The 22,910-nt window shown below is 73.6% G+C and carries 18 protein-coding genes; 5 read left to right on the plus strand and 13 right to left on the minus strand.

The window, feature by feature from the left end:
- The first annotated feature begins 209 nt into the window (after nt 1-209).
- Nucleotides 210-794: a GNAT family N-acetyltransferase gene (locus AMK26_RS09015; protein ID WP_073753935.1), complete on the plus strand. Its 585-nt coding sequence runs from the start codon at nt 210-212 to the stop codon at nt 792-794.
- On the opposite strand, the gene AMK26_RS09020 is transcribed toward AMK26_RS09015, so the two are convergent.
- Genes AMK26_RS09020 through AMK26_RS09035 form a run of 4 tightly spaced genes read right to left on the minus strand, consistent with a single transcriptional unit; the run spans nt 770 to nt 4,764 of the window.
- Nucleotides 770-1,525: a nucleoside 2-deoxyribosyltransferase domain-containing protein gene (locus AMK26_RS09020; RefSeq protein WP_073753937.1), complete on the minus strand. Its 756-nt coding sequence runs from the start codon at nt 1,523-1,525 to the stop codon at nt 770-772. The genes AMK26_RS09015 and AMK26_RS09020 overlap by 25 nt on opposite strands.
- Complete coding sequence (locus tag AMK26_RS09025; RefSeq protein ID WP_073753939.1) at nt 1,515-2,318, minus strand: alpha/beta fold hydrolase; 804 nt, start codon at nt 2,316-2,318, stop codon at nt 1,515-1,517. The genes AMK26_RS09020 and AMK26_RS09025 overlap by 11 nt, the downstream gene beginning before the upstream one ends.
- Complete coding sequence (locus AMK26_RS09030; RefSeq protein ID WP_079277510.1) at nt 2,315-3,250, minus strand: macrolide 2'-phosphotransferase; 936 nt, start codon at nt 3,248-3,250, stop codon at nt 2,315-2,317. The genes AMK26_RS09025 and AMK26_RS09030 overlap by 4 nt, the downstream gene beginning before the upstream one ends.
- Nucleotides 3,247-4,764 carry an amino acid adenylation domain-containing protein gene (locus tag AMK26_RS09035; RefSeq protein ID WP_073753941.1) on the minus strand — a complete coding sequence of 506 codons (1,518 nt, stop codon included), beginning with the start codon at nt 4,762-4,764 and terminating at the stop codon, nt 3,247-3,249. The genes AMK26_RS09030 and AMK26_RS09035 overlap by 4 nt, the downstream gene beginning before the upstream one ends.
- A gap of 58 nt (nt 4,765-4,822) precedes the next feature.
- On the opposite strand from AMK26_RS09035, the gene AMK26_RS09040 reads away from it, so the two are divergent.
- Nucleotides 4,823-6,433, plus strand: a complete 1,611-nt coding sequence (locus AMK26_RS09040) for a CocE/NonD family hydrolase (protein ID WP_241837840.1) — start codon at nt 4,823-4,825, stop codon at nt 6,431-6,433.
- On the opposite strand, the gene AMK26_RS09045 is transcribed toward AMK26_RS09040, so the two are convergent.
- The 9 genes from AMK26_RS09045 to AMK26_RS09085 all read right to left on the minus strand — a co-directional run bounded on the left by AMK26_RS09045 (nt 6,398) and on the right by AMK26_RS09085 (nt 18,012).
- Nucleotides 6,398-7,579, minus strand: a complete 1,182-nt coding sequence (locus AMK26_RS09045) for a glycosyltransferase (protein WP_241837841.1) — start codon at nt 7,577-7,579, stop codon at nt 6,398-6,400. The two genes, AMK26_RS09040 and AMK26_RS09045, sit on opposite strands and share 36 nt — an antisense overlap.
- A complete protein-coding gene (locus AMK26_RS09050; protein ID WP_073753945.1) occupies nt 7,576-8,808 on the minus strand; it encodes an ATP-grasp domain-containing protein in 1,233 nt (410 codons plus the stop codon). The genes AMK26_RS09045 and AMK26_RS09050 overlap by 4 nt, the downstream gene beginning before the upstream one ends.
- Nucleotides 8,801-9,538, minus strand: a complete 738-nt coding sequence (locus tag AMK26_RS09055) for a PIG-L deacetylase family protein (RefSeq protein ID WP_073754737.1) — start codon at nt 9,536-9,538, stop codon at nt 8,801-8,803. Before AMK26_RS09055 ends, AMK26_RS09050 begins: the two co-directional genes overlap by 8 nt.
- Nucleotides 9,535-11,562 carry an NAD-dependent epimerase/dehydratase family protein gene (locus tag AMK26_RS09060; protein ID WP_073753947.1) on the minus strand — a complete coding sequence of 676 codons (2,028 nt, stop codon included), beginning with the start codon at nt 11,560-11,562 and terminating at the stop codon, nt 9,535-9,537. Before AMK26_RS09060 ends, AMK26_RS09055 begins: the two co-directional genes overlap by 4 nt.
- Before the next feature lie 76 nt (nt 11,563-11,638).
- Nucleotides 11,639-12,382, minus strand: coding sequence for a hypothetical protein (locus AMK26_RS09065; RefSeq protein WP_073753949.1), 744 nt, complete (start codon nt 12,380-12,382; stop codon nt 11,639-11,641).
- Nucleotides 12,383-12,390: 8 nt separating this feature from the next.
- Nucleotides 12,391-13,425 (minus strand): arginine beta-hydroxylase, Fe(II)/alpha-ketoglutarate-dependent, encoded by a 1,035-nt coding sequence (gene vioC / locus AMK26_RS09070; RefSeq protein WP_073753951.1) that lies wholly within the window; start codon nt 13,423-13,425, stop codon nt 12,391-12,393.
- 132 nt (nt 13,426-13,557) lie between these two features.
- Complete coding sequence (locus AMK26_RS09075) at nt 13,558-15,432, minus strand: amino acid adenylation domain-containing protein (RefSeq protein WP_073753953.1); 1,875 nt, start codon at nt 15,430-15,432, stop codon at nt 13,558-13,560.
- A complete protein-coding gene (gene vioD / locus AMK26_RS09080; protein WP_241837842.1) occupies nt 15,429-16,589 on the minus strand; it encodes a capreomycidine synthase in 1,161 nt (386 codons plus the stop codon). The genes AMK26_RS09075 and vioD overlap by 4 nt, the downstream gene beginning before the upstream one ends.
- Nucleotides 16,564-18,012 carry a KamA family radical SAM protein gene (locus AMK26_RS09085; RefSeq protein ID WP_073753955.1) on the minus strand — a complete coding sequence of 483 codons (1,449 nt, stop codon included), beginning with the start codon at nt 18,010-18,012 and terminating at the stop codon, nt 16,564-16,566. The genes vioD and AMK26_RS09085 overlap by 26 nt, the downstream gene beginning before the upstream one ends.
- Before the next feature lie 524 nt (nt 18,013-18,536).
- Between AMK26_RS09085 and AMK26_RS37645 the strand changes: the two genes are divergently transcribed.
- The 3 genes from AMK26_RS37645 (at nt 18,537) to AMK26_RS09100 (ending at nt 22,882) form a co-directional block, all read left to right on the plus strand.
- On the plus strand, nt 18,537-19,259 hold the full coding sequence (locus AMK26_RS37645; protein ID WP_073753957.1) for a hypothetical protein: 723 nt from the start codon (nt 18,537-18,539) through the stop codon (nt 19,257-19,259).
- A gap of 69 nt (nt 19,260-19,328) precedes the next feature.
- Entirely contained in the window at nt 19,329-21,062 is a 1,734-nt protein-coding gene (locus tag AMK26_RS09095) for a carbamoyltransferase family protein (protein ID WP_073753959.1), read from the plus strand.
- A complete protein-coding gene (locus AMK26_RS09100; protein ID WP_073753961.1) occupies nt 21,059-22,882 on the plus strand; it encodes a condensation domain-containing protein in 1,824 nt (607 codons plus the stop codon). The genes AMK26_RS09095 and AMK26_RS09100 overlap by 4 nt, the downstream gene beginning before the upstream one ends.
- The last annotated feature ends 28 nt before the right edge of the window (nt 22,883-22,910 follow it).

Raw genomic sequence — 22,910 nt, forward strand, 5'->3', positions numbered from 1 at the left:
TCGGCGCGAGAGGCTGTGGATAACCCGGGACGCCCCAGACACCCCTGGACACGCGAGGCGCGTGCGGCGATTCCCGGGCCTGCGCCGGACGGGGTGAGCCCGCCGGGCCCTGTTCACCCGCCTCGGCCGGGTGCAGCACCGCCCTGTCTCACGGGCGTGGTCGGCCGGAAGCCGTCCTGTCGTGTTCCGAGCGGTCTTAGCGTCGTGCCGTGACCACTGTTGACAGCACCGCTTACCGGTACCGCAGCGCCGTCCCCGAGGACGCCCAGGCCATCAAGGCCCTGGACGGCTCCTTCACCACCGACACGGTCTTCCAGGTGACCGTCACCGACGACGGGTTCGCCCTGCGGGAGATCGCGGTGGCCCTGCCCCTGACCAAGGTGTTCCCCGAGGACGAGTACGACGGGGACGACGGGGACGAGGGGGACGACGGGGACGACGGGGACGGCACCGACTCGCGTACCTTCGTCGCCCACGGGGCCGCCGGCGACCTGGCCGGGTTCATCGCCGTCTCGTACTCCGGCTGGAACCGCCGGCTGACCATCGATGACATCGAGATCGACCCGGAGCACCGGGGCCGAGGGGTCGGCCGCGCGCTGATGGGGCTCGCGGTGGAGTTCGCCCGCGAGCGGGGTGCCGGGCACCTCTGGCTGGAGGTCACCAACATCAACGCGCCGGCGATCCACGCGTACCGGCGGATGGGCTTCGCCTTCTGCGGGCTGGACACCAGCCTTTACCACGGCACCCCCTCGGAGGGCGAGCAAGCGCTCTACATGAGCATGCCCTGCCCCTGAACGGACAGCAGGCGGTGCACGGACGGGACGGCCCCGTCGCCCGGCGCGACCATGACGGTCAGCAGCCAGGCCGGGTGCCCGTCCGGGACCGCGGCCCGCTCGTACCACTCCAGGCGCGCGTCAAGCAGCCGGCAACCCGCGGACCGGCGGGTGGCGTACCACCTCTGGAAGTGCTCGGACCGCCACACCACGAGTGGGACGGCCCGCTCGCCGCCGGTGCGGCGGGAGCCGCGGCCCACCGCGCGCAGGGCCGCTCCCGCCGCCCTCGGAAGGGTGCGTTCCACCGGCACCCCGAACGCCTCGGCGAAGTGCAGGAGGTACGCCATGCGCTCGGCCTCCGGCGGAGCACCGAGCACCGCCCGGCCCGAGTCGTACCACATCCCCCACTTGATGTTGGAGACCAGCCCGGGGAGCCGGTTCATCTCCCGGGGGATCCAGAACAGGACCACGTCCGAGCGGCCCATCGCCTCCTCCTCCCAGGCGATCTGGTCCGCGTAAGGCGGGTAGGATCCGCCCGCGGCGGGCTCCGGCAGGAAGACCGCGAGTCGCCCCGCGCCGTCCCAGGCGGCGCGTAGGGCCTCGACCGCGGACGGGCGCCAGGACGGCTCCTCGGGGTCGGTGGGCGTGGGTCCGCACAGGTACACGGCCGCGTCCCAGGACTCGGGCTGCTCGTGGCCGACGTACACCACCTCGACCGAGGCGGGGGCTTCAGTGAGGGACTCAGTGGACACGGGATGCTCCGGGGTCGGTCGTGGGGAGGGTGGGGAGGGTGGCGAGGAAGTCCAGCAGGACGCTGTTGAAGGCGTCGGGCCGTTCCAGGAAACCGAGGTGGCCGGTGTCCGCCAGCTGCGTGTAGCGGGCGCCTGGGATCGCCGCGGCCACCTCACGGCTCAGGTGGGCGGGAGCCAGCATGTCGTCGGCGAAGCCCACCACCAGCAGGGGCGTGGTGATCCGCGCGTACGCGGCCAGCCGGTCGGCGGCAGGCGGGCGCGGGCGGTGCACGGCGGCGGAGGTACCGCTGAGCGCGGCGATCTCGAACAGGTCCAGCCATTGCGCGACCGCGTTCTCGTCCGCCAGGGTCCTGGGGGAGAGGTTCTGCACCATCCGTACGAACGCCTCGTACTCCGGCGGCAGTCGGCTGCCGGCTTCGGCGTACGCGGCCTCGGCGCGGGCCAGCGCGTCGCCGACCGCGTCGGGCCGTCCCCGCGTCGCGGCCAGCACCGCGCCGCTCGCCAGGTGCGGATCGGTGAGGAGCAGCTCCTGGATCGCCAGGGCCCCCAGGGAGTGGCCGACCAGCGGGCAGGGCGGCAGCCGCAGCTCGGTGAGGAGTTGCCGTACCGCAGCGGCCACGTGGCCGGGGCGGGAGCCGGCGGTGCCGTGGTCGAAGGTGATCACCTGGTGGCCCGCCGCGGTGAGCGCGGGCACCTGGTGGTGCTCCCAGATCCGGCCGGTGCCTCCCGCGCCGGCGACCAGGACCACCGGCCGCCCGGAGCCGTGGACCGTGTACGCCGTCCCGCCGCTCACCGGCCCATCCTCCGTAGCGCGATCTCCGTCCACGCCGGGCGGCCGGTGTCCAGCCCGCGCAGGGCCACATGGACCCACAGGAAGGACGCGCGGGCCAGGATGTGCGACCGCATGCCGTCGGGCACCTTGCCACCCGCCGCCCGGTAGGCGTCCAGGAGGCGGTCGAGGACCCCCGGGCCGCCGGCGTAGAGCATGTCGACGAAGTCCACCGCTGGATCGCCGATACCGGCGTTCGCCCAGTCCAGCAGCCCCGACAGCGTCGGGGGGCCGGATGGGCGGCGCTCCACCAGGGTGTGACCCGGGTGCACGTCCCCGTGGACGAGCACCAGGCGGTCGGGCCACAGGCGGTCGTCGTCCAGCCACTCCTGCCAGCGCCTGACCCCGGCGGCGGGCAGCTCCAGTTCGGCGCGTGCGCGCGCCAGCTTGTCCGCGATGCCGGAGCGCACGGCCCGGGGGTCGGCCCCGTGCCGTCCCGGCAGCTCCCAGGTGCCGTCCAGCGGCGTGGAATGCACGGCGACCAGGCAGCGGGCGAGCGGCTCCAGGTAGCACTCCGGGCGGGCCAGCGGGTCCATCGACCAGCCGTAGGTGAGGGTGACCGGGTCCTCGCTCCCCGCCGCCTCGCCGGACAGGCGCGGGTAGGCGACCAGGTCCGGGGTGTGCAGCCGCCAGTCGGGCACCGGCACCGGGACCCGGTCGCGTACGGCGCCCAGCACGGCGCCCTCGACGGCCAGTTGGCCGGAGACCTCCGGCCGCCGCGGCTGCCGCAGTATCCAGTGCGTGCCGTCCGCGGCGCGGATGTGGGTGACGCGGAAGTCCCAGCCGCTGTCGTCGCCGCGCGCGGACTCCGGTACGAGCGCCACGCCGAGCCTGCGCGAGGCGTACGCGGCCAGTTCGGCGGCCTCCGCCCCCGGGGGCATGGCGGCGGCGCTCATCGGGCGGCCTCCACGGCGCCCAGGTGGCGGTCGCGGGTCGCGTTCCGGTCCACCTTGCCGGTGTGGGTCCGCTCCAGCGCGTCCACCGGGACGATCATGCTCGGCACCAGGTGCGGGGGTGCCGTCCGCGTCAGCCGGTCGCGGATGCCCGCGGCGACCGCGCCCGGCTCAACGGCCGGCAGCGGCACGAAGAAGGCGGCCAGAGAGGAGTGCCCGGCCCGTTCCACTGCGGCGGCCGCGACCGATGACACCCCCTCGCACCGTCCGATCAGCGCCTCGACGTCGAGCAGGTCCACCCGGAAACCGCGGATCTTGACCTGGTGGTCGCAGCGCCCCCGGAACACCAGGACACCGCCGGCCGCCTCGCCGACCAGGTCCCCCGTGCGGTACGAGCGGACTCCGGCGTGTTCGGTGAACCGGGCCGCCGTCGCCTCGGGGTCGTCGTGGTAGCCGAGGGCCAGGCCGGGCCCGGAGACGTACAACTCACCCATGTCGTCGATCCGCTGGCCCACATGCGGCAGGGGGAGCCCGATGGGCAGGTCCCCGCCGGTCTCCGGCAGCGTGGGGGCGCCCGGCCCGGCGAGCTGAACCGCGTGCGTGACCAGGGCGGTCTCCGTGGAGCCGTAGGTATTGAGCAGCCGGACGTCCTCGGCGCCGCCGAGCCGGCGCCAGCGCTCCAGCATGTCGGCGCGCACCGCCTCCCCGCCGATCACCACGGTGCGCAGGGACGTGGGCAGCCGGGCGCCGTGGTGCAGCAGATCACCCGTCAGACCGTCCCAGAACCCGGTGGGCAGCACCGCGACCGAGATCTGCTGCTCCTCCGCCACCCGCGCGAAGTCCTCCCGCGCCCCGTCGTCGATGACCAGGGTGGCGCCCCCCGTCAGGGTCGGGAGGATCTCCTCCAGGCTCGTGTCACCGCCCGCACCGTGGAAGTGCAGCACGAACTCGCCCTCGCCGACGCCGTACAGGCCGCGCAGCGGCGGCACCACGGCCGCCGGGGCGCGGTGGGGGACCACCACGCCCTTCGGCTCGCCGGTGGAGCCGGAGGTGAACAGCACGTACGCCGGTTCCTCCGGCGGCGGGCCCGGCCACGGCGGCGCGACGGACGCCGCGGACGCCGCGGGGGCGGGTGCCCAGCGTGGCGTGATCACCTTCTCGACGGCCGGCTGCCAGCCGGTTTCCGCGGTCGTCACCGCCTCCCGGCAGCCCACCCGCCGGAGGATCTCCTCCAGCCGGGCCTCGGGGTGGTGGGCCTCCAACGGCACGTACGCCCGTCCCGCCGCGAGCACGCCGAGGATCGCCGCCACGTCACGGGCGGAGTGGTGCACCACGACACCCACGGGCGGCTGGGGCTCCGCCGTGCGCGGCTCCACGGCGGCGGCCACCGACAGCACCCAGGAGGCGAAGGCGCCATAGGTGAGGACGAGACCGTTGTCGACCACGGCCGGCCGCCCCGGATCGTTGCGCGCCGTGTCGAAAAACGGTTCCAGAAACGAGGTTTCGGAGGACTTCATTGTGAATTCCCGTGAGGTGTTGGAATATTGGCGGGTGCGTATTGTTGTGGAACACGATGTGAAAATACCCATGCGGGACGGCGTGTTATTGAGCGCCGACCTCTACCGCCCGGAGACGGCCGGGGCGGTGCCGGTGCTCATCCGGCGGACGCCCTACGGGAAGGCGGGAAGCCCCGGCGGGGCCTCCGTCGACGGCCTGCGGCTGGTCCGCTCCGGATACGCCCTGCTGGTGCAGGACGTCCGCGGCCGGTTCGCCTCCGGCGGCGCCTTCGAGCCCTACTGGAACGAGGCCGCGGACGGCGCGGACACCGTCGCCTGGGCGGTGCGGCAGCCGTGGTGCGACGGCTCGGCCGGTCTGTTCGGCCGGTCGTACGAGGGCATGGCCGCGCTGCTCGCGGCGAGCGAGCGGCCGCCCGGTCTGGGCGCCGTCGCGCCGCACGTGGCGGGTTCGGGGTTCGACGAGGGCTGGACCCGCCAGGGCGGCGCCTTCCAGCTGGGCTTCCTCCTCTACTGGGTGCTGTACGACCTGCTGCTCAGCGGGGCCGGGCTGGCCGGGCCGGAGCTGGCCGAGGTGGCCGGCGCGGTCGACCGGATCGACGCGCTGTACGCGGATCCGGACGCCGCCGGGGACCTCCTGGACCGGCTTGCGCCCTATTACCGGCAATGGCTCGAGCACCCCTCCGGCCACCCGTACTGGAAGCGTGCCGCACCGCGCGAGGCGTATGCGTCGATAAATGTTCCGGTTTTGAATCTGACGGGCTGGTACGACATATTCCTGGCCGGTGCCCTGGAGAATTACCGGGGAATCAGGGAACAGGGCGTGGAGACGCGTCTGGTGGTCGGCCCCTGGTCCCACTGCGTCACCGGAGGCATTTTCCCGCAGCGCCGTTACGGGCTCGCCGCCGATGAGCGGGAGCTCGACGTCACCGGCCTGCACCTGGACCACTTCGACCGTCACCTGCGCGGGCGGCGGACCGGTGCGGCGGCCCCCGAGCCGGTACGGCTCTTCCTCACCGGTGCCGACGAGTGGCGCTCCTTCGCCGACTGGCCGGCGCCCGGCACGGAGGAGTACGTGCTCCACCTGGACGGCCGGCGGCTCACGCCCGGACCCACACCGCGGGCGGCCGGCAGCGACGCGATACGCCACGACCCGGCCGACCCCGTGCCCACCACCGGTGGCGCCACCGCCCTGCCCGGCCAGTTCACCGGCGGCGACTGCGGCCCGCTGGACCAGCGCGAGGTGGAGCAGCGCGGCGACGTCCTGTGCTTCACCGGCGCACCGCTCACCGCCCCGCTGACCGTGGTCGGTGACACCGTCCTGACGGTCTACGTCACTCCCGACGCGGCGGGCGCCGACGTGACGGGCAAGCTCGTCGACGTCTGGCCTAACGGCCGGGCGGAGTTGCTGTGTGACGGCATCCACCGGCTGGAGCCGGCCACGGCGCCGGGGGCGGGCGACCCGCCCGGCCCCGGCCGGCCGGTCGAGGTCACCGTCCGCCTCGGCGCGATCGGCCATGTGTTCCGCACCGGGCACCGGGTCCGCCTGGAGGTCGCGGCCAGCAACGCACCGCGCTTCGACGTCCATCCCCGGGTGGTCGCGCGCCACACCGTCCACCACGGCGGTGACCATCCCTCACGCCTGCTGCTGCCGCTTCTCGCCGGCGGCTGACGCGACGGCCGGGCCGGCGGCGTCCTGATGGAAGACCGACAGGTCGGTCACCTTCTCGATCCGCCGGCCGGCCTCCCAGTGCGCCCGCCGTAGCCGCCGCAGCTGTGCCTTGGTCAGGCGGGTGCTGTGCTGCGGGATCGACCGCACCATTCGCGCCCGCTTGGCCGAGGCCGGGTAGCGGTCCCGGACCCGGTACGGGTCGTTCAGCAGGTGGTGCACGGTCCCCGCGTGGAAGGCGACCTTCAGCAGCGCGTAGTACGCCGCGGCCCCCGCGCCCTTGTCGCGGGCGCAGTGCACCAGCGTCCTGCTCGCCTCGTACAGCCGCCACAGCACCGGCACGGTCGGCGTGGTGAACACTCCCGTCTCCTGGGCGATGCCCTCGCCGACGCCGTAGCGGAAGTAGCTGCGCATGTTCGCGAAGCCGTGCTGGGCGTCGTGGAAGATCCGGGCCTCGGGCAGGTACACCACCGGGATGCCGGCCAACTGGAGCCGGAAGTCGAACTCCCGGTCCTCGCACCAGTGGATGAGCTCGTCGAAGTGGTAGCCGCCGATATGGTCGACGATCGCCCGGTTGTAGATGAGCGGCGGGGACAGGGCACTGACGTAGTCACCCTCGTCGAACTCGCGGACCCGGGCGGTCAGTTTGCTGAGCAGCCCGTCCGACTCGCCGTACACCACCTGCCCCTTGACCACCGGGGCGGTCAGCACCGTGCGGACCATGGCCCGCACCACACCCGGGGCGAAGGTGCAGTCGGAGTCCATGAGCAGCAGGTACTGCCGGTCGGTGGCGGCGGCGCCCGCGTTGTAGGCCGCGCCCAGGTTGCCGACGTCGTCGATCTCGGTGACCGTCAGCGGCCGCGGGTGCTCGGCGATCAGCTTCAGCACCGCGTCGCTGGGGCCGTTGAGCGCCAGCACGATCTCGACGTCCTCGTCGATCGACGCGATGCAGTCGGCGATCCGCAGGTCGTCGCGCAGGGCGATGATCACGGCGGTGCGGGCGATCCCCTCTTCGACCGCGGCCTCGCCCACTGGGTCGGGGGCCATCCCGTTCTCCCTCGTCTCGTCGGTGTGCGTGCCCGTGTGCACGCGGGTGTCCGTGTCGGTGCGCAGCGGTCCGCGCACGGTCGTCGCCGGTGTCGTGGTCATCGCGCCGGAGCCTTGAACCGCAGGGGCAGCGCGCGCAGCGTGCGCTCGGCGATCGCCTCCGCCTCGGCCGGCTCGTCGGCGTACGCGATCACCCCCGCCAGGACGTCGGCCCCGCCGCGGTAGGGCGGCACCACGGTGCCGGGCTCCAGCTCGATGCCCCAGAAGACGTCGTGCACCCCCACCCGGCGGGCGACATCGCGCGGGTCGCCGACCCACTCCACCACCCCGCCGTCCGCCGGCAGGAACCGCTGTACCGCCGCCCTGTCCCGTGTCGCACGCAGCTCGGAGAGCTCCAGCGGCCGGCCCAGCGCCAGCCGCACCACGTTGGGCAGCGGGTCCACCCCGGTGGCCAGCCGCATCACCTCGGTGGCGATGCGCGCACCGGTGAGCCGGCCGGTGATCTCCAACAGCACCACCCGGCCGTCACGGGTACGCAGGATGTCGGTGTTGATCACCGCCGGGTCCAGGCGCAGAGCCCGCGCCCCTCGCCGCACGGTGTCGGTGACCTCGTCGATCTGCTCGGGGGTGAGCCGACTGGGGAGCGTGTCGCCGCCCTCGAAGAAGTAAGGGGCGAACTCCTCCTTGCGCCCGTACTCCCGGTCGGCGAAACCGAACCGGTGCAGCTCGCCGTCGACCATGAAGGCGGCCAGCGTGTGCTCGGTCCCCTCCAGGAACTCCTCGACGACGATCCGGCCGACGGGGCTGAGCCGCAGCGCCTCGGCCGCCGTCTCCCGTACGGTCTCGGGCGACTCCACCTTCATCACGCCCAGCGAACCGGTCTGGTCGCTCGGCTTGAGCACGGCCGGCAGGCCGACCTCGGCGACCGCCCGCAGCGCCTCCGCCACGCTCTCGGCGGTCGCGAACCGGGGGAGGTCCAGGCCCGCCTCGCGCAGGATCGCCAGCCGCCGGTCCTTGAGCGTGCAGTTCAGCGCCGTCTCCAGGGGCAGGCCGGGGCAGCCGAACCGGTGGGCCAGCACGCTGATCACCGGAGGGTTGTCGGCACCGAGCGAGAACACGCCGTCCAAGCGGTCGACGCCGGCCGCTGACAGCTCCGCGAGGACCGCCGTGCTGTCGGCCGGGTCGCAGACCAGCAGCACGTCCGCCGCCGCCCGCGCCCGGTCGGTGGGCGTGTCGGTGACCACCACCAGCTCCCGCTGGGGCGACCGGAGTTCGGCCAGCGAGTGGTCCATCCCCGAACCGAGCCCGCACACCAGGAGTCGCTCAGTCACGGCCGCCTCCCGGCCCCTCGCCCGGCGACCCCGCCGCGGCGGCCGGTCCGTCGGCCGCGGGCGGGCTGTGCAGGCTCAGCACCTGGAACACCTCCGCGTGGCCCGAGCCCGCGGAGACGGCGCCCCGGTAGCGGGCCAGCCCCCGGATGCCCTCGTCCCAGGCGGCGTGGCGCAGCTGCGACACGTACGCGCGCATCGCCTCGACCTTGGTCTCGATCTGGCCGTCGATGTCCTCCGCGTACTGGAACCGGGCCATCGGCGCCCACACCTCGTAGCCGAGCACCAGGTGCGGCGCCGGCATCGGCCGCTCGCCCGCCTCCTGGAAGAACTCCGACTGCGCCATCCAGAGCGCCTCGGTGGTCAGCTGGTGCACCATGCGGTGCTCGACGTCGTCGTCGTTGTCATGGGGCAGGTAGACCACCTGCGGCCGCACCTCCCGCATCACCCGCACCAGGTCCAGGTGCACGCGGCGGGAGAGCGTGAAGTCCCGTGACGGCTCGTCGAAGCGGATGCAGCGGTGCACGCCCAGCGTCTTCGCGGCGGTCTCCGTCTCAGCGGCGAACTCCGCGTCGCCGACCTCGCCGTCCAGGGCGCTGCGCTCGCGCCCGATGACGATGACGACCGTCACCCGGGCGCCGTCCCGCACGTGTTTGGCGATGGAACCGCCGCAGCCGATGACGTCGTCGTCGGGGTGCGGCGCGACGACCAGCACATCGGTGACCCCCGTCACGACCGCACCTCCGGCACCTGCCGGGCCCAGGCCGCCCACTGCCCGCTCAGCTCGACGCCCTCGGCGAAGGGGGTACGCGCGGTGAAGCCGAGCAGGCGCTCGGCCTTGTCGTACCGGGCCCGCGCGGTCGAGCGGTACAGCTCCAGCTCCCAGTCCGGCACCGGATCGCCGGCGCACTGCCCGGCTGGCTCACCCAGGCCCCGCAGGGAGCGGATCGCGTCGAAGAACCGGCCCCAGCCGAGCGCTTCGCCGTTGCCGATGAGGAAGCGCTGACCGGCGGCCGCGTCCTCGCCGACGGCCAGGAGCACCGCGTCCACCAGGTCGTCCACGTACACGGCGTTGCACACGCCGCTGTCCTCGCCCGTCGGGAGCGCGGCGAAGTCGCCTTCGGCGCGCCGCAGCTGCGCGGTGGTCCACTGGCCGCCCCACGGCCCATAGACCACGCCGGGCTGGAGCACGACGGTCTCCAGGTCGGGTCCGTGGGCGTCGAGGACAAGCCGCTCCGCGGCGAGCTTCTGCTGCTCGTACTCGCGGTCGGCCGGATCGGCCGGGCGGGCCGGCGACTCCTCGGTCAGCTCACCGGTGGCGGCGGGGTCGTAGACGTCGATGGTGCTCAGGTGCACCACCCGCCGGACCCCGGCGGCGCGGGCGGCGGCCAGGACGTTGGCGGTGCCCTCGACGGAGGCCGCCCAGCGGTCCGCCTCGTCACCGGCGCTGCCGAAGGCACAGTGCACGACGGTGTCGCACCCCTCGAAGGCGGCCCGCAGACCGTCGGTGCCCAGCAGGTCGGCCTGGCGGAACTCCAGCCGGTCCTGCGGCAGGACGGACAGCCGCGCGGCCCGGCCGAAGCCGCGCACCACCGGCCGGACCTGGGCCCGCGTGCCCAGGGCCAGCCGCTCGACGACGCGGCCGCCGATGAAGCCGCTCGCGCCGGTGACCGCCACCGTGCGGCCGTCGAGCGCTGCGCCGTCGGCGTCGGGCACCGCGCCGCGGGTCGTCCAGGGCTGTGCGGCGTCCTCGCGGGCGCCGCCGTAGCACTCCTGGATCAGTTCGACGACGCGCAGACCGTCCTCGGGGCCGGAGTGCACGGCGGCGGTGCCGCGCACGGCCGCGGCGAAGTTGGCGAGCTGCTCGGTGAACAGCAGCTCCCACTCGCCCTGGGCGGGGGCCACTGCCTCCACGTCGCCCCGGTGCAGTTCCACGCCGTCCGAGGTGACCAGGGTGCACTCGCCGGCCGGGAAATCCGTACCGATGGTCACGGTCGCCTTGGTGCCCGTCACCCGGCAGGAGATGCCGAGGTCGCGCAGCCGGCTGAACTCGCAGTGCACGTCGACGGTGCCGAACCGCAGGTGGGCGCTCGCGTCGGTCTCCACGCCGCCGAGGGAGTTGTCCTCGTAGCGGACGACCTCCACGTCGGGGCCCAGCCACCACAGCAGCGTGTCGAAGACGTGGGAGGCGGTGTCGGTGAGCACCCCGCCGCCCGCGAGCCGCCGGTCGAACATCGACCAGGAGACCGGCTCCCAGGCGTACGGGTGGCCCTCCGCCCAGTCGACGCGCACCACATCGCCCAGATCGCCGCCCTCGACGAGTCGCTTGACCCAGGCGTACGCGGGGAAGAGCCGCCGCGGATGGGCCATCGCGAGCACCGGCGCGGAGGCATCGGCGGCGAGGTCGACCAGGTGCCGGGCGTCCTCGACCGAGGTGGTCATCGGCTTCTCCAGCAGCACGTGCTTGCCGGCGGCGAGCAGCGACTGAACGGTCCGGGCGTGCAGGGTGTGCGGGACGACGACCACGGCGGCGTCGAAGGTGTCCGCGGCCTCGGCCGGGTCGGTGGCGATCACCACCTCGTCGGCACCGGTCCCGCCGAGTTCGCGGTAGAGCTCGAGCGCGGCCCGCGCCTGGCGCGGGTCCCGGTCGACGAGTGCGGTCAGCTGCACGTCGCCCTTCAGCGGTGGCAGGGCGGGCACGTGGCAGCCGCGGGCGGCGGCACCGCACCCGACGATGGCGAGGCGTACGGGAGGCATGGGTTCTCCAGGGGGTCGGAAAGGGGATGGTTCAGGAGGGGGCGGGCACTTTTGACGCGGGGCCGCGCGGCGCGGGTCACGGCGCGTCGGCCGGGTGGTGCACCCAGATGTTGGGTTCGGCGTACGTCCCGTGACCGTCCTCGGCGACTCGCAGCGGCACCAGGCCGCCGGGCAGCGGGTAGTCGCCAGGACCCGGCAGCGGGTGCCCGAGGAACTCCTCCCAGCGGGGAACCGGCTGACGGATCACCAGGGAACGGTGGGCGATTCCCAGCCGCCGGGCGCCGAGCTCCAGGTGCGTGCGCAGCCAAGGGTCGAAGCAGCGGCCGTCGGGGCGGCGCCAGGCGGCGTACTCCTCGATCGGGATCAGCGGATAGCGCGGCTTGCGCGTGGGCCGGACCGGGATGATCACCCCGCGCGGGCTCTGCCCGGCGGCCCTGGCGTGGACCTCGGTCAGCAGCCGCTCGGCGTGGCCGGCCGCCCGGTGCGCGGGATGGACGGACACCGACAGCATGCAGACGGCGTCCGGGTGGTCCGGCGGGCCGTGGTCGACGGCCTCCACCAGGACCTCGTCACTGCCGGAGGGCAGCGACGAGGCGGTGCCGTCCCAGCGCACCGGCAGCCCGTTGGCCGCCGCCACCAGAGTGCCGTCGCCGTCCACGAGGCAGAACTGGTGGGCGGGGTAGCGCTCGTACATCCCGTGCCAGCGCCAGTTGCCGGGGGACTCCCAGCTCATGAACGCGGGCATGTTGGCGCCGATCAGGGCGTCCACCTCGGGCAGCAGCCACGGGTCGCGGGACAGGTCGGTGAGGGTGAGTGCCACCGGTGCGCTCAGCCCAGCAGCCGGGTCTCGGCCGTGGCCCGCATCGGGCGGGAGCGCCGCAGGTCGGCGGTGACGCACACCCGCTTGAGCCAGCGGTCGGTGCCGTCGTAGCGGGCCTGGAACGGCAGGCGGCCGTGCACGGCCCGGTGGTTGTCGATGATGAGCACGTCGCCCTGGTCCGCGACCACCTCCCGCATCCCGGCGTCCACCACCTTGAACAGCGCGTCATAGGCACGACGGGCGTCGGCGTCGTCCTCCGGCACGGAGGTGAAGTACGGGTCCAGACGCATGTACGGGTCCTGCCGCGAGCCGTACAGCAGCGGGCCGAGCGGCCGCTCGTCGATCATCTTCTGGATCGTGGCGAAGCGGGTGGCCTCCTCCTCGGAGGTGATGGTGTTGTTCTTCGGCAGATGCGACTCGTCCGGCGCAATGAAGAAGCGCGGTTCGAAGAGGATGTCGATGTCCTCGTCGGACAGCGAGGACAGGTCCAGCTCGCCGACCGTGGTGGGCACGTGGTCGGGGTTGCGTAGCGCGCCCAGGATCAGGTAGTCGCTGCGGTAAGGGTGGAAGGCGTCCTCGGTGTGCCAGGTCAGCAGCTCCTTGCTGCCCATGCCGAGCTGGTCGTTCTCGTGCTGGCGGATCGGGAAGATGTCGTGCACGAGGTGGCCGTCCTGCTGTGTGGCCCAGCCGAAGGGCTCGCCCAGCAGCGCCGAGTACAGCATCAGCAGCAGTTCCTCGGGGAACTCCGGGCCGGGCCGGCGGCGGCCGCGCCAGTGCTCCGGCGTGGGCCCGATACGTTCCTGGTCGAACTCGTGCCCGCGGACGACCACGTGGCCGTGGCGGTCGCCCAGCTTGAAGTCGCGCAGGAAGTGCTGCACGCCCAGCGGCAGCCGGGCCGCGAGCCGTGGCAGGTCGCGCAGCAGGACGGCGTCGCCGAAGGACGGATAGGTGGCGGCCAGTTCGAGGGTGAGCTGCGCGGTCGCGGCGGCCTCGTCGGGAGTGAGGGTGTAGCTGCGTGTGGACTGGTCGGTGAGGTTCGACATGGCCAACTCTCGCTGAGTGTCGGGGATGGTTACTGCCCGCGGGCGGCTCCGAGCCGGGGTCGCGGGCCCTCGGGTGGTGCTGGGTGACGCGATGGTCCGTGAGGTGCGCGACAGCGGTCGTGCCGCGGCCGGTCAGGACCGGGTGGTCTCGGCGACCGGGAGCGCCCCGGCCAGCAGCCGGGGGGTCGGACACCGGAGCAGGGTGCTCGCCCGCAGCCCGGCCGCCGCGGGGAAGGACTCGCGCAGCCGCGCGAGCAGGCGCATGGCGAGCAGGGACTGCCCGCCGTGCTCGAAGAAGTCGTCGTCGGGGCCGATCGCCGGCGCGTCCAGGACCTCGCGGAAGAGGTCCACGACGGTGGACAGCGGCTCGTCGCGGGGCTCCGGCCTGTCCCTGTCCGGACCGTTGGCCGTGTCCGGGAGCTGCCCCGGAACGCCGGCCCCCGCCGCGCTCGTCCAGTCGCTCAGCCGGCGCTTGTCGATCTTGCCGTGCGGGTTCTTCGGCAGGACCGACACCCGGTACAGCACCCTGGGCACGGCCCAGTCGGGCAGGTGTGCCGCCAGCGGCGCCACCAGCGCGTCCCTCTCCGCCCCTGTCAGGCGGACCACCTCGCCGGGCAGCGGGGCGAGCCGCGGGTCGGCCGGGACGGTGAAGGCCCACAGCGCGGTTCCGGTCCGCGGGTCGGGGAACACCACGGCCTGGTCCACGGCAGGGTTCTCGCACAGGGCGCGCTCGACCCGGGCCGGCTCCAGCCGGTGGCCGCGGACCTTCACCTGGTCGTCCAGCCGGCCGAGGAAGATCAGGTTCCCGTCGGCGTCGATCCGGCCCAGGTCGCCCGTCGTGTACACGCGCGCCCCGGGGGCGGCGGACAGCGGGTCGGGGACGAACCGGCGGGCTGTGGCGGTCTCGTCGCCGAGGAAGCCGCGGGCCAGCAGCGGTCCGCCGATGTGGATCTCGCCGGACTCGCCCTGCGGCACCGGCCGTCCGTCGCGCCGGACGCTGACCTCCACGTCCCGCAGCGGCGTGCCGAGCGGCACCTCCTCGGCGTCGGCCGGGAGCAGGCCGGTGTACATGGTGGAGCTGACGGTGCACTCGGTCAGCCCGTACACGTGGGCCAGCCGGGCCGGTTGGCGGGCCTGCCACTCCCGGTAGGGCCGCGGGTCCATCCGCTCGCCGCCGACCACCACCAGGCGCAGTTCCGCCGGGGTGGTCAGGCCGTGCCCGTCGAGCCAGCGGGCGTACTCCAGCCAGTACTGCGTGGACAGTTCCACCACGGTGGTCCCGGTGCGGGCCATCGTGGTGTGCAACTCCTCCGCGTCCAGGGCCTGGGTGTCGGCCCGGCACACCACGGCCGCGCCGGAGACGAGCGCCGGGAAGACCTCCTCGATCAGTACGTCGAAGCCCAGCGAGCAGACCTGGAGCCAGCGGTCCTCGGCGGCCAGCTCCAGCCGCTCGGCGACCGCGACCGCGAATCGGCGCAGCGAGTCGCGCTCGATGACCGTGCCCTTGGGCTGCCCGGTGGACCCGGAGGTGAACAGCACGTACGCGACGTCGCTGCCGACCGCCGCCCGCGGCGGCCGCGGGAGCGGGAGCGTGGAGCCGCCCGCGTCCGCCGTCCGGCCGCCGGTGTCGGCGGGCCCGGCCGGCACGTACGCCGTCGCCGGTGCGTGGGCGCCGTCGCCGAGCCACACGGCCGCCTGCGTACGGCGCACCAGCGAGTCCCGCGCGGCGGCGGGCAGCCGGTCGTCCAGGACGGTGAACCCGGCCCCGGCCTTCAACGCCGCGACCATGCCCAGCACCGTGCGGCCGGGGTCGGGGAACGCGAGGCCCACCAGCCGCCCGGGGCCCGCGCCCCGCGTGGCCAGGGAACCGGCCCAGGCATCGGTCAGCCGGTCCACCGACCGGTAGGTCATTACCTGATGCGGCGTCACCAGTGCGGCTGCGTCGGGGTGTTCGCGTACGCGGCGGTCCCACAGGTCCAGCACGTCGGGTTCCTCCACGGTGGTCACCGGACGTCCCCGCGGGTGCGCAGGAACTCCGACAGCTCCGCGAGCCCGGCCCGGAAGCCCTCCTCCGGGCCGCCGAAGCCGAGGCGGGCGCCATGCGGCTCGCCGAAGGCCGTACCCGGCACCAGGAGCGTGCGGTGGCGGGAGAGCAGCTCCAGGCAGAACCGTTCCACCGCCGCGGGACCGGCCGCGGCCTCCTCCAGCTCGCGGAAGACGGGCAGCGCGCACACCCCGCCCTCCGGCGGCGTCCAGCGCACCAGGTCCTCGTGCCGGGCCATCCACTCCGTGAGGTGCACCAGGTTGCGCCGCGCCTCGGCCGCCCGCGTGCCGATCAGCACGTCGGCGTGGCGCATCGCCCGCTCGGCGACCAGCTCGACCAGGGGGGACAGGAAGAGCGTGGTCCGGTCGCGCAGGGGGAAGGCGGCGCTGATCAGCTCCGGCGGCGCGATGGCCCAGCCGACCCGCAGCCCCGGCAGGCCGAAGGTCTTCGAGAAGGTGCCGTAGGACACCGTGTCGCCGCGGGTGGCGGCGGGGTCAGGCAGGACGTCCCAGCGGTGCGCGATCTCGCCGGTGGCGGCGTCCCACACCAGGGTCGCGCCGACGGCGGCGGTCCGCTCGGTGAGCGCCTTCAGACCCTGGGGCGAGAGCGTGGCCCCTGAGGGGTTGTGCGGGAAGTTGACGATGACGGCCGTGGTCCCCGGCGTGACCAGGCCTTCCAGCACGTCCTCGTCGATCTCGCCGTCGCGCACGGCCGCGGCCGGCAGCTCGGCGAGTTCGCAGCCCGCCGCCCGCGGGTAGTGGCCCAGCGAGTGGTAGATGCCCTGCTGGACGACGACCCGGTCGCCGGGCCGCAGCATGGTGCCCAGCGTGAGCGCGATGGCCTCGCTGGAGCCGTGGGTGACGAGCACCCGGTCGGCGTCCCCGTCCGCGTACCGGTCGGCGATCGCCTGCCGGATGCCCGCGCCCCCCTGGGAGACGCTGTCGTCCATGACGACTGCGTCCAGGTCCTCGGCCGGGATGCGGCACAGTTCGCGTATCTCGGCGAAGGTGTACGGGTGGACGCCGCTGGAGCTGATGTCGTGGATGCCGGGGCCCAGGTGCCGGCGGTACCACTCCTCCAGCACCGGGGGGTCCTCACGCAGCGGACGCAGGCTGCTCATGGTTGTTCAACTGTCCCTTCTGCCCCTGACGGGTGCTCGGATGGGTGTCCCGCCACCAGCGCTGCCCGGCGAGCGGAAGCGTGTCGATCGGGTCGTAGTAGTGGTACGAGCCGCTGCGTGCCACGGGGTCCGCCGCTTCCAGCGGGGTGAGGTAGCTCTTGCTCCAGTGGGATATGCCGAGCTCGCGGTCGTAGGAGTCGGCCTGCTCCACCCAGCGCTTGCCGGCCATCGGCACGTCGCACACGATGCGGGGCGTGGCGAAACCGGGGAGATAGCCCATGATCTGACGCTGAATCAACTGGGCCTGATGCAGCGGCACCCGCCAGTGCTCGGCGTTGGGGATCATGTCGCACATGTAGAAGTAGTACGGCGTGATCCCCGCGTGGTCGCTGAGCGCGAAGCACAGGTCCAGCAGGTCGTGCGCGCTGTCGTTGACCCCGCGCATCAGCACCCCCTGGTTGCGCACCTCGTGCAGCCCCGCGCCCAGCAGTGCCCAGGCCGCCTCCGCCACCGCGGGCGTGATCTGCTGGGCGGCGTTGGCGTGGGTGTGCAGCGCGATGCGCACCCCGCGGGACCGGGCCGTCCGCGCCACCCGGGCGACGCCCTCCAGCACCGGACCGGACCGCCAGTGCTGGGGCAGGCCGACCAGTGCCTTGCTCGCCAGCCGGATGTCCCGGATCGACTCGATCTCCAGCAGGCCGCCGATGAAGCGCTCCAGGCGCGGCCACGGCATGTTGGCCAGGTCGCCGCCGGAGACCACCACGTCCCGGATGCCGGGGGAGGCGCGCAGGTGCTCCAGGATGCGGTCGGCCCGGTCGGCCGGCTTCAGCTGGAGCTTGTTCTTGGCGACCTGGGGCGTGGAGTTGCCCACCAGGTCCATCCGCGTGCAGTGCCCGCAGTACTGCGGGCACGTCGACAGCAGCTCGGCCAGCACCTTGGTGGGGTAGCGGTGGGTCAGCCCCTCCACCACCCACATGTCCTGCTCGTGCAGTGAGTCCCGGCTGGCCATCGGATGCGAGGGCCACTGCGGGTGCCGGTCGGAGAAGACCGGCAGCATGTAACGGCGTACCGGGTCGTCGTAGAACGCCTTGGTGAGCTCGCCCGGACGGGCCGCGGCCGCCTCCGGCGCCATGGTGTTGATCATCTGGGGCGGCAGCAGCACCGACATGGTGGCGCGGTGCAGCCGGTCCTGCTCCCAGTCCTCGTAGAAACGTTCGTCCAGCAAGTCGCCCATGACCACGCGCAGGCCCTTCGCGTCCTTCACGCAGTGCGCGCGCTGCCACTGGGGGTCGGCCCACTCGGCCGCGGTGACGTCGCGCCACCCGGGCAAGCGCCGCCAGTCCGGCTCCACGAGTGGACGGCTGCGGTACTCGTAGGCGCCTTCCGGTGCTGCTGATTCCGTCCGGCTGCGTGCTGTGTCCACCAACCCGCCACCCAATCCCATCGGTTTCGGCCGTATCGCCTGCCGTCGATCTTGCAGAGCGTGGGAGGTTGTACACGAGGGGTATTTGTACGGGGTGCAACCGCCGACTGCCCCTGTACAACTCGGGGTGGCACAGCGGGAAGCGGAAGCGTCCGGCCGGTGTTGAGGGTCGAGCGGACGGCCGTTCCGACCCGGGCGAGCGGCTCCGGGGCTGGCCGGAATTATCGGTTGATGAGTTGATGTGTATGTCAGTGGCATGTACCAATAGCCGCAGCTCCGGTGCGGAGGCCTCCCTGTCGGGATTCCAGCGGTCTCCGGCTGATCGTGCCGTCGGGGCCGGACACCGCTGACCACGGTTGTACGGCCCGACGGGACCTGCGCGCCTTGTCGAGACAACCGATTTACTAGGGGGAAATGTGCCCAGGCCAGAGCGGTCACTGGACCCTTCCGCAGGACCACTGGAGGCATTCGCCCACGACTTGCGCACGTTACGGAGGCAGGCCGGGAACCCCTCGTACCGCACCATGGCGAAACTGGCGCACTACTCCGTGGCCACGCTCGCCGAGGCCGCCCGGGGACTGCACAAACCCTCCTTGAAGGTGACCCTCGCCTATGTGGCGGCATGCGGCGGAGACCTGGCGTCGTGGTCGCGCCGCTGGCACAGCGTCAGCAGCGAACTGGAAGCACGCGACGCACCCGGACCCGGGCGGCTGGGCGGCCCGGAGCGGGAACCTCCTCGGTCCGGCCGGCGCGGGGCCGGGCCGGGTGGCCCGGAGCGCGGCGCGGACGGGGACGCCGGGTGGGGCGCCGCCCCGGCGGCGGGCCGCGCCCGCGACCAGGCCCGGGATATGGACAACCGTGTCCCGGTCCGCGGTCCCGCCCGGAACCGGGAACCGGACGATGTGGCGGCCCTGCAGCGGGAGCCGGACAACGGACCGGCCCGGAACCGGGAGCCGGACAACGGACCCGCCCGGGACCGGGAGCCGGACCGCGGCCCCGACCGGATGCCCGGTCACGGCTGGGGGCACCCCGGCACCCTCCCGCCCACCGCCTCCGCGAACGGCCCCGCCACGGACGAGCTGACCCTCGACGAACGGGCCGAACTGCGCCGGCTGCGCAGTGAGGTCGAGGAGCTGCGGCGCGCGAACGAGGTGCTGAAGGCGGCGTCCGCGATCTTCGCCGCCGATCTCCGCACAACGTCGAAGGTCGTGTACAACTCGGCGGGCCGACAAGATCGGTTGGCGTGACCGGTGCATCCCGCGCCCACTGGGCCCGGGGTGCACCGGACGATCCCGACCGACCTTTGGGGACTGACCATGCGTGTGCTCGGAGTCAACGGCTGGCCCGGCGCCAGCCACGACGGTGCTGCCTGCCTCGTCGTGGACGGCGAAGTCATCGCCCTGGCGGAGGAGGAACGCTTCACCCGGAACAAGCACGCCTACGGAGAGGCGCCCCTCAACGCCGCCGCCCACTGCCTCGCGGAGGGCGGTCTCACCCTGGACGACATCGACGTCGTCGCCCACGGGTGGGACCTGCCCAAGCTCTTCCGCGACCGGTGCCTGGACTGGTTCGCCGACGACGCCGCCGCGCTGGAACACCTGCTGCCCAAGGCGCTGTTCCCGCGCACCCGCGACCCGCGGCTGACGTTCGTCAACCACCACATCGCCCACGCCGCCAGCGCCTACCACCTCTCCGGGCGGGACCGCGGCGCCATCCTGGTCCTGGACGGCCAGGGCGAGGACGTGAGCACCACCCTCGCCGTCGGTATCGACGGCGAGATCAAGACCTTGCGCAGCTACACGCCCGGCTGGTCACTGGGCTACTTCTACGCCGCGGTCTGCGAGTACGCCGGCCTCGGTTCCGACGCGGCCGGCAAGATGATGGGCCTGGCCTCGTACGGCACCCCCCAGGACCTCACCTTCGGCGGCGCCTTCGGTTTCACGGACGAGGGTTTCACCATCGGCGTCGTCCCGCCGGACCTGCGCTCCACCGGCAGCACCGACGAGGAGACGGCCACCATACGGCACTGGCTTGAGCATCTGGAGAAGGTGCTGCCGGATGCCCCCAACCGCTCGGCCCGCCGCTTCGACCCCCGCGTGGGCCGCTACACCAAGGTCACCGACCGGGACCCGTTCGAGTACCGGGACATCGCGGCGACGGCCCAGGCAGCGCTGGAGCGCGCGGTCATGGCCGTCGTACGCACCCTGCTCCGGGAGAGCGGCGAGACCACCTTGCTGATCGCGGGCGGCGTCGGCTTCAACGCCACCCTCAACGGCAAGCTCATGCGCATGCCCGAGGTCCGAGACCTCTTCGTCCAGCCCCTCGCCGGCGACCAGGGCGTCTCGCTCGGCGCGGCGGTCTGGGTCGCGGCCCAGGAGGGCGACCGGATCCAGCCCATGAAGGGCTCGGTGGCCTGGGGTCCGCAGTGGAGCCCGGACCAGATCCGCCGGGTCCTCGATGCCTCCGGCACCGCCTACACCGAGCCCGCGGACATCGCCGCCGCGACCGCGGACGTCCTGGCCGCCGGCGGAGTGGCCGGCTGGTTCCAGGGCCGGGCCGAGGGCGGCCCCCGCGCCCTCGGCCACCGCAGCATGGTCGCCGTGCCGAACCCGGAGCAGACCCGCGACCGGGTCAACGTCCGCATCAAGGACCGGGAGGCGTGGCGGCCGTTCGCCCCGAGCATGCAGGAGGAGGCGGCCGACGCACTGATCGGCACCACGACCCCGCTGCCTTACATGATCGTCACCACTCCGGTCACCGAGGCCGGCGCCGCCGTCATGCCCGCCGTGGTCCACAGCGACCGCACCACCCGGCCGCAGACGGTCTCCGCGGACGTCGACCCCCTCTACCACCGGCTCATCGGCAAGGTCGGCGAGCACACCGGCACCGCCGTCATACTGAACACCTCCTTCAACGGCCGCGACGAACCAGTCGTCTGCAGCCCGCGCGACGCCCTCGCCACCTTCCACCGGCTGCCGATGGACGCCCTGGCCCTCGGGCCGTTCCTGGTGCGCCGCCCCGACGGCGCCCTGGGCGAGGCCGGCGCATGACCGCCCGGGCCCGCCCGCCCCTCGGTCCCGCCGCGGACGCCGGCGCCCCCGCGGGGGCCGGCGCCGCGGCCCCGGGTGCCGGCCACAACGGCCAGAACGGTGTGGCGGAGGAGAACGCCCACCAGGCCGACTCCACCGGCCCGGCCGACTCCACCGGCCCGGCCGGCCCCACCGCCGAGGAGATCCACGCATGCCTCGACGCCTGGCTCGCCGACACCGTACTCGCGCCTCGGGCCGACCCGTCGGCCCCGCTGCTCGACCTCGGCGTCGACTCCCTCGACCTCATCCGCACCGCCCGCCGCATCGACGCCACCTTTGGCGTCCGCGTACAGCTACCGGAGCTGGCCGCCCCCGAGATGACCACGGCCCGGCTGGCCGCGCTGGTCGCCGAACGCGCCGCCCGCCGCCGTACCGCCGACGCCGCGCCGCCCGGCGCCGGCCATGGTCCGGTCGTACTCACCCCTCCGCAGGAACAGGCCTGGGAGGAGCAGACCGGCGACCGGGGCCACTGGAACCAGGCGCTGCTCCTCACCACCCGGCCAGGCCTCGACGCCGAGCTGTTCGCCGAGGCCGTGCGCCGGCTGGTCGCCGGGCACGCCTCGCTGCGCCTGGCGGTCGAGGCGCCCCCGGCCCGGCGGCCCCGGCAGGTCGTGGCGGCCATTGCCGCCGACGGCCCGCCCGCCAAGGCCCTGGGCCCGGTGCTGGACACGATGGACATCTCCGAACTCGCCGACCCCGAACTGCCGGCCGCGATCGCCCTGCGCTGCGCGGTCGAACAAGAGGCCCTTGACCCGCGGACCGGACGTGTGGCCCGGTTCGTCCGCTTCGACGCGGGCCCGGCCCGCCCGGGGCGGCTGCTGATCGTCATCCACCAGATCGCGTTCGACATGGTCTCGTGGTCCGTCCTCCTGGAAGATCTCGAGGAGCTGTACACGGCGCTGGAAGCCGGCCGGGACGACGCCTGGTGCGCCGAGGGCACCTCGTACCCCGAGTGGGCTCAGGCGCTCGCCGCCCACGCACGCACCCCCGAGACCGAGGCGGAAGCCGAGTGGTGGACCGACGTGGTCAGCACCCCCGCGACCATCCCGCTGGACCACGCGGTCGACGACCCGCGGGCCGTCAACACCGCCCACACCGCCGCGACCCATCGCGAGGAGTTCCCCCGGGAGCTCACCGCCCGCCTCCACACGGCGGCCCGCGCCCACCGTGCCCACCCCGGTGACCTCGTCCTGCACGCCCTGGGCGAGACGCTGGCCGACTGGCTCGACGAGACGGCGGTCCGGGTGGACATCCTGCGGCACGGGCGCGAGGAGGCCGTCGGCGACACCCATCTGGCCCGCACCACCGGTTGGTTCACCACCACCGTGCCCGTCCGCATGGACCTGGCCCCCGGCAGCGCGGCCGAACGGCTCGCCCGGACGGTCGGCCACCTCGCGGCCATGCCCGGCGGCGGAGTGGGGTACGGCGCGCTCAGCCGCCACGGCCGACCGCGCATCGCGGCCGCCCTGCGCGCTGCCCCGCCCAGCGATGTCTCCTTCGACTTCGAGGGCGACGACGCGGACACCCTGCCGCTGCGCACCGTTCTGCCGGACGTGGCACCGGAGCCCGTCGGCGACATCACCGCCCCCCACTGGACGCGGCCTCACCTCATCGAGGTGATCGCCACGACGGACGACGAGGTACTGCGCGTCGAGTGGTGGTACTCCACCGCCCTGCACGACGAGGCGACCGTACGTGACCTCGCCGCCCGCCACCGGGCTGCCCTCACGGCCCTCCTCGACACGGCGGGACCCGACGCGGCCGGGACACGCAGCAGCTGAACACCCCACGGACGGACACGAGAAGACA

The sequence above is a fragment of the Streptomyces sp. CB03234 genome, from assembly GCF_001905885.1.
Lineage (GTDB): Bacteria > Actinomycetota > Actinomycetes > Streptomycetales > Streptomycetaceae > Streptomyces.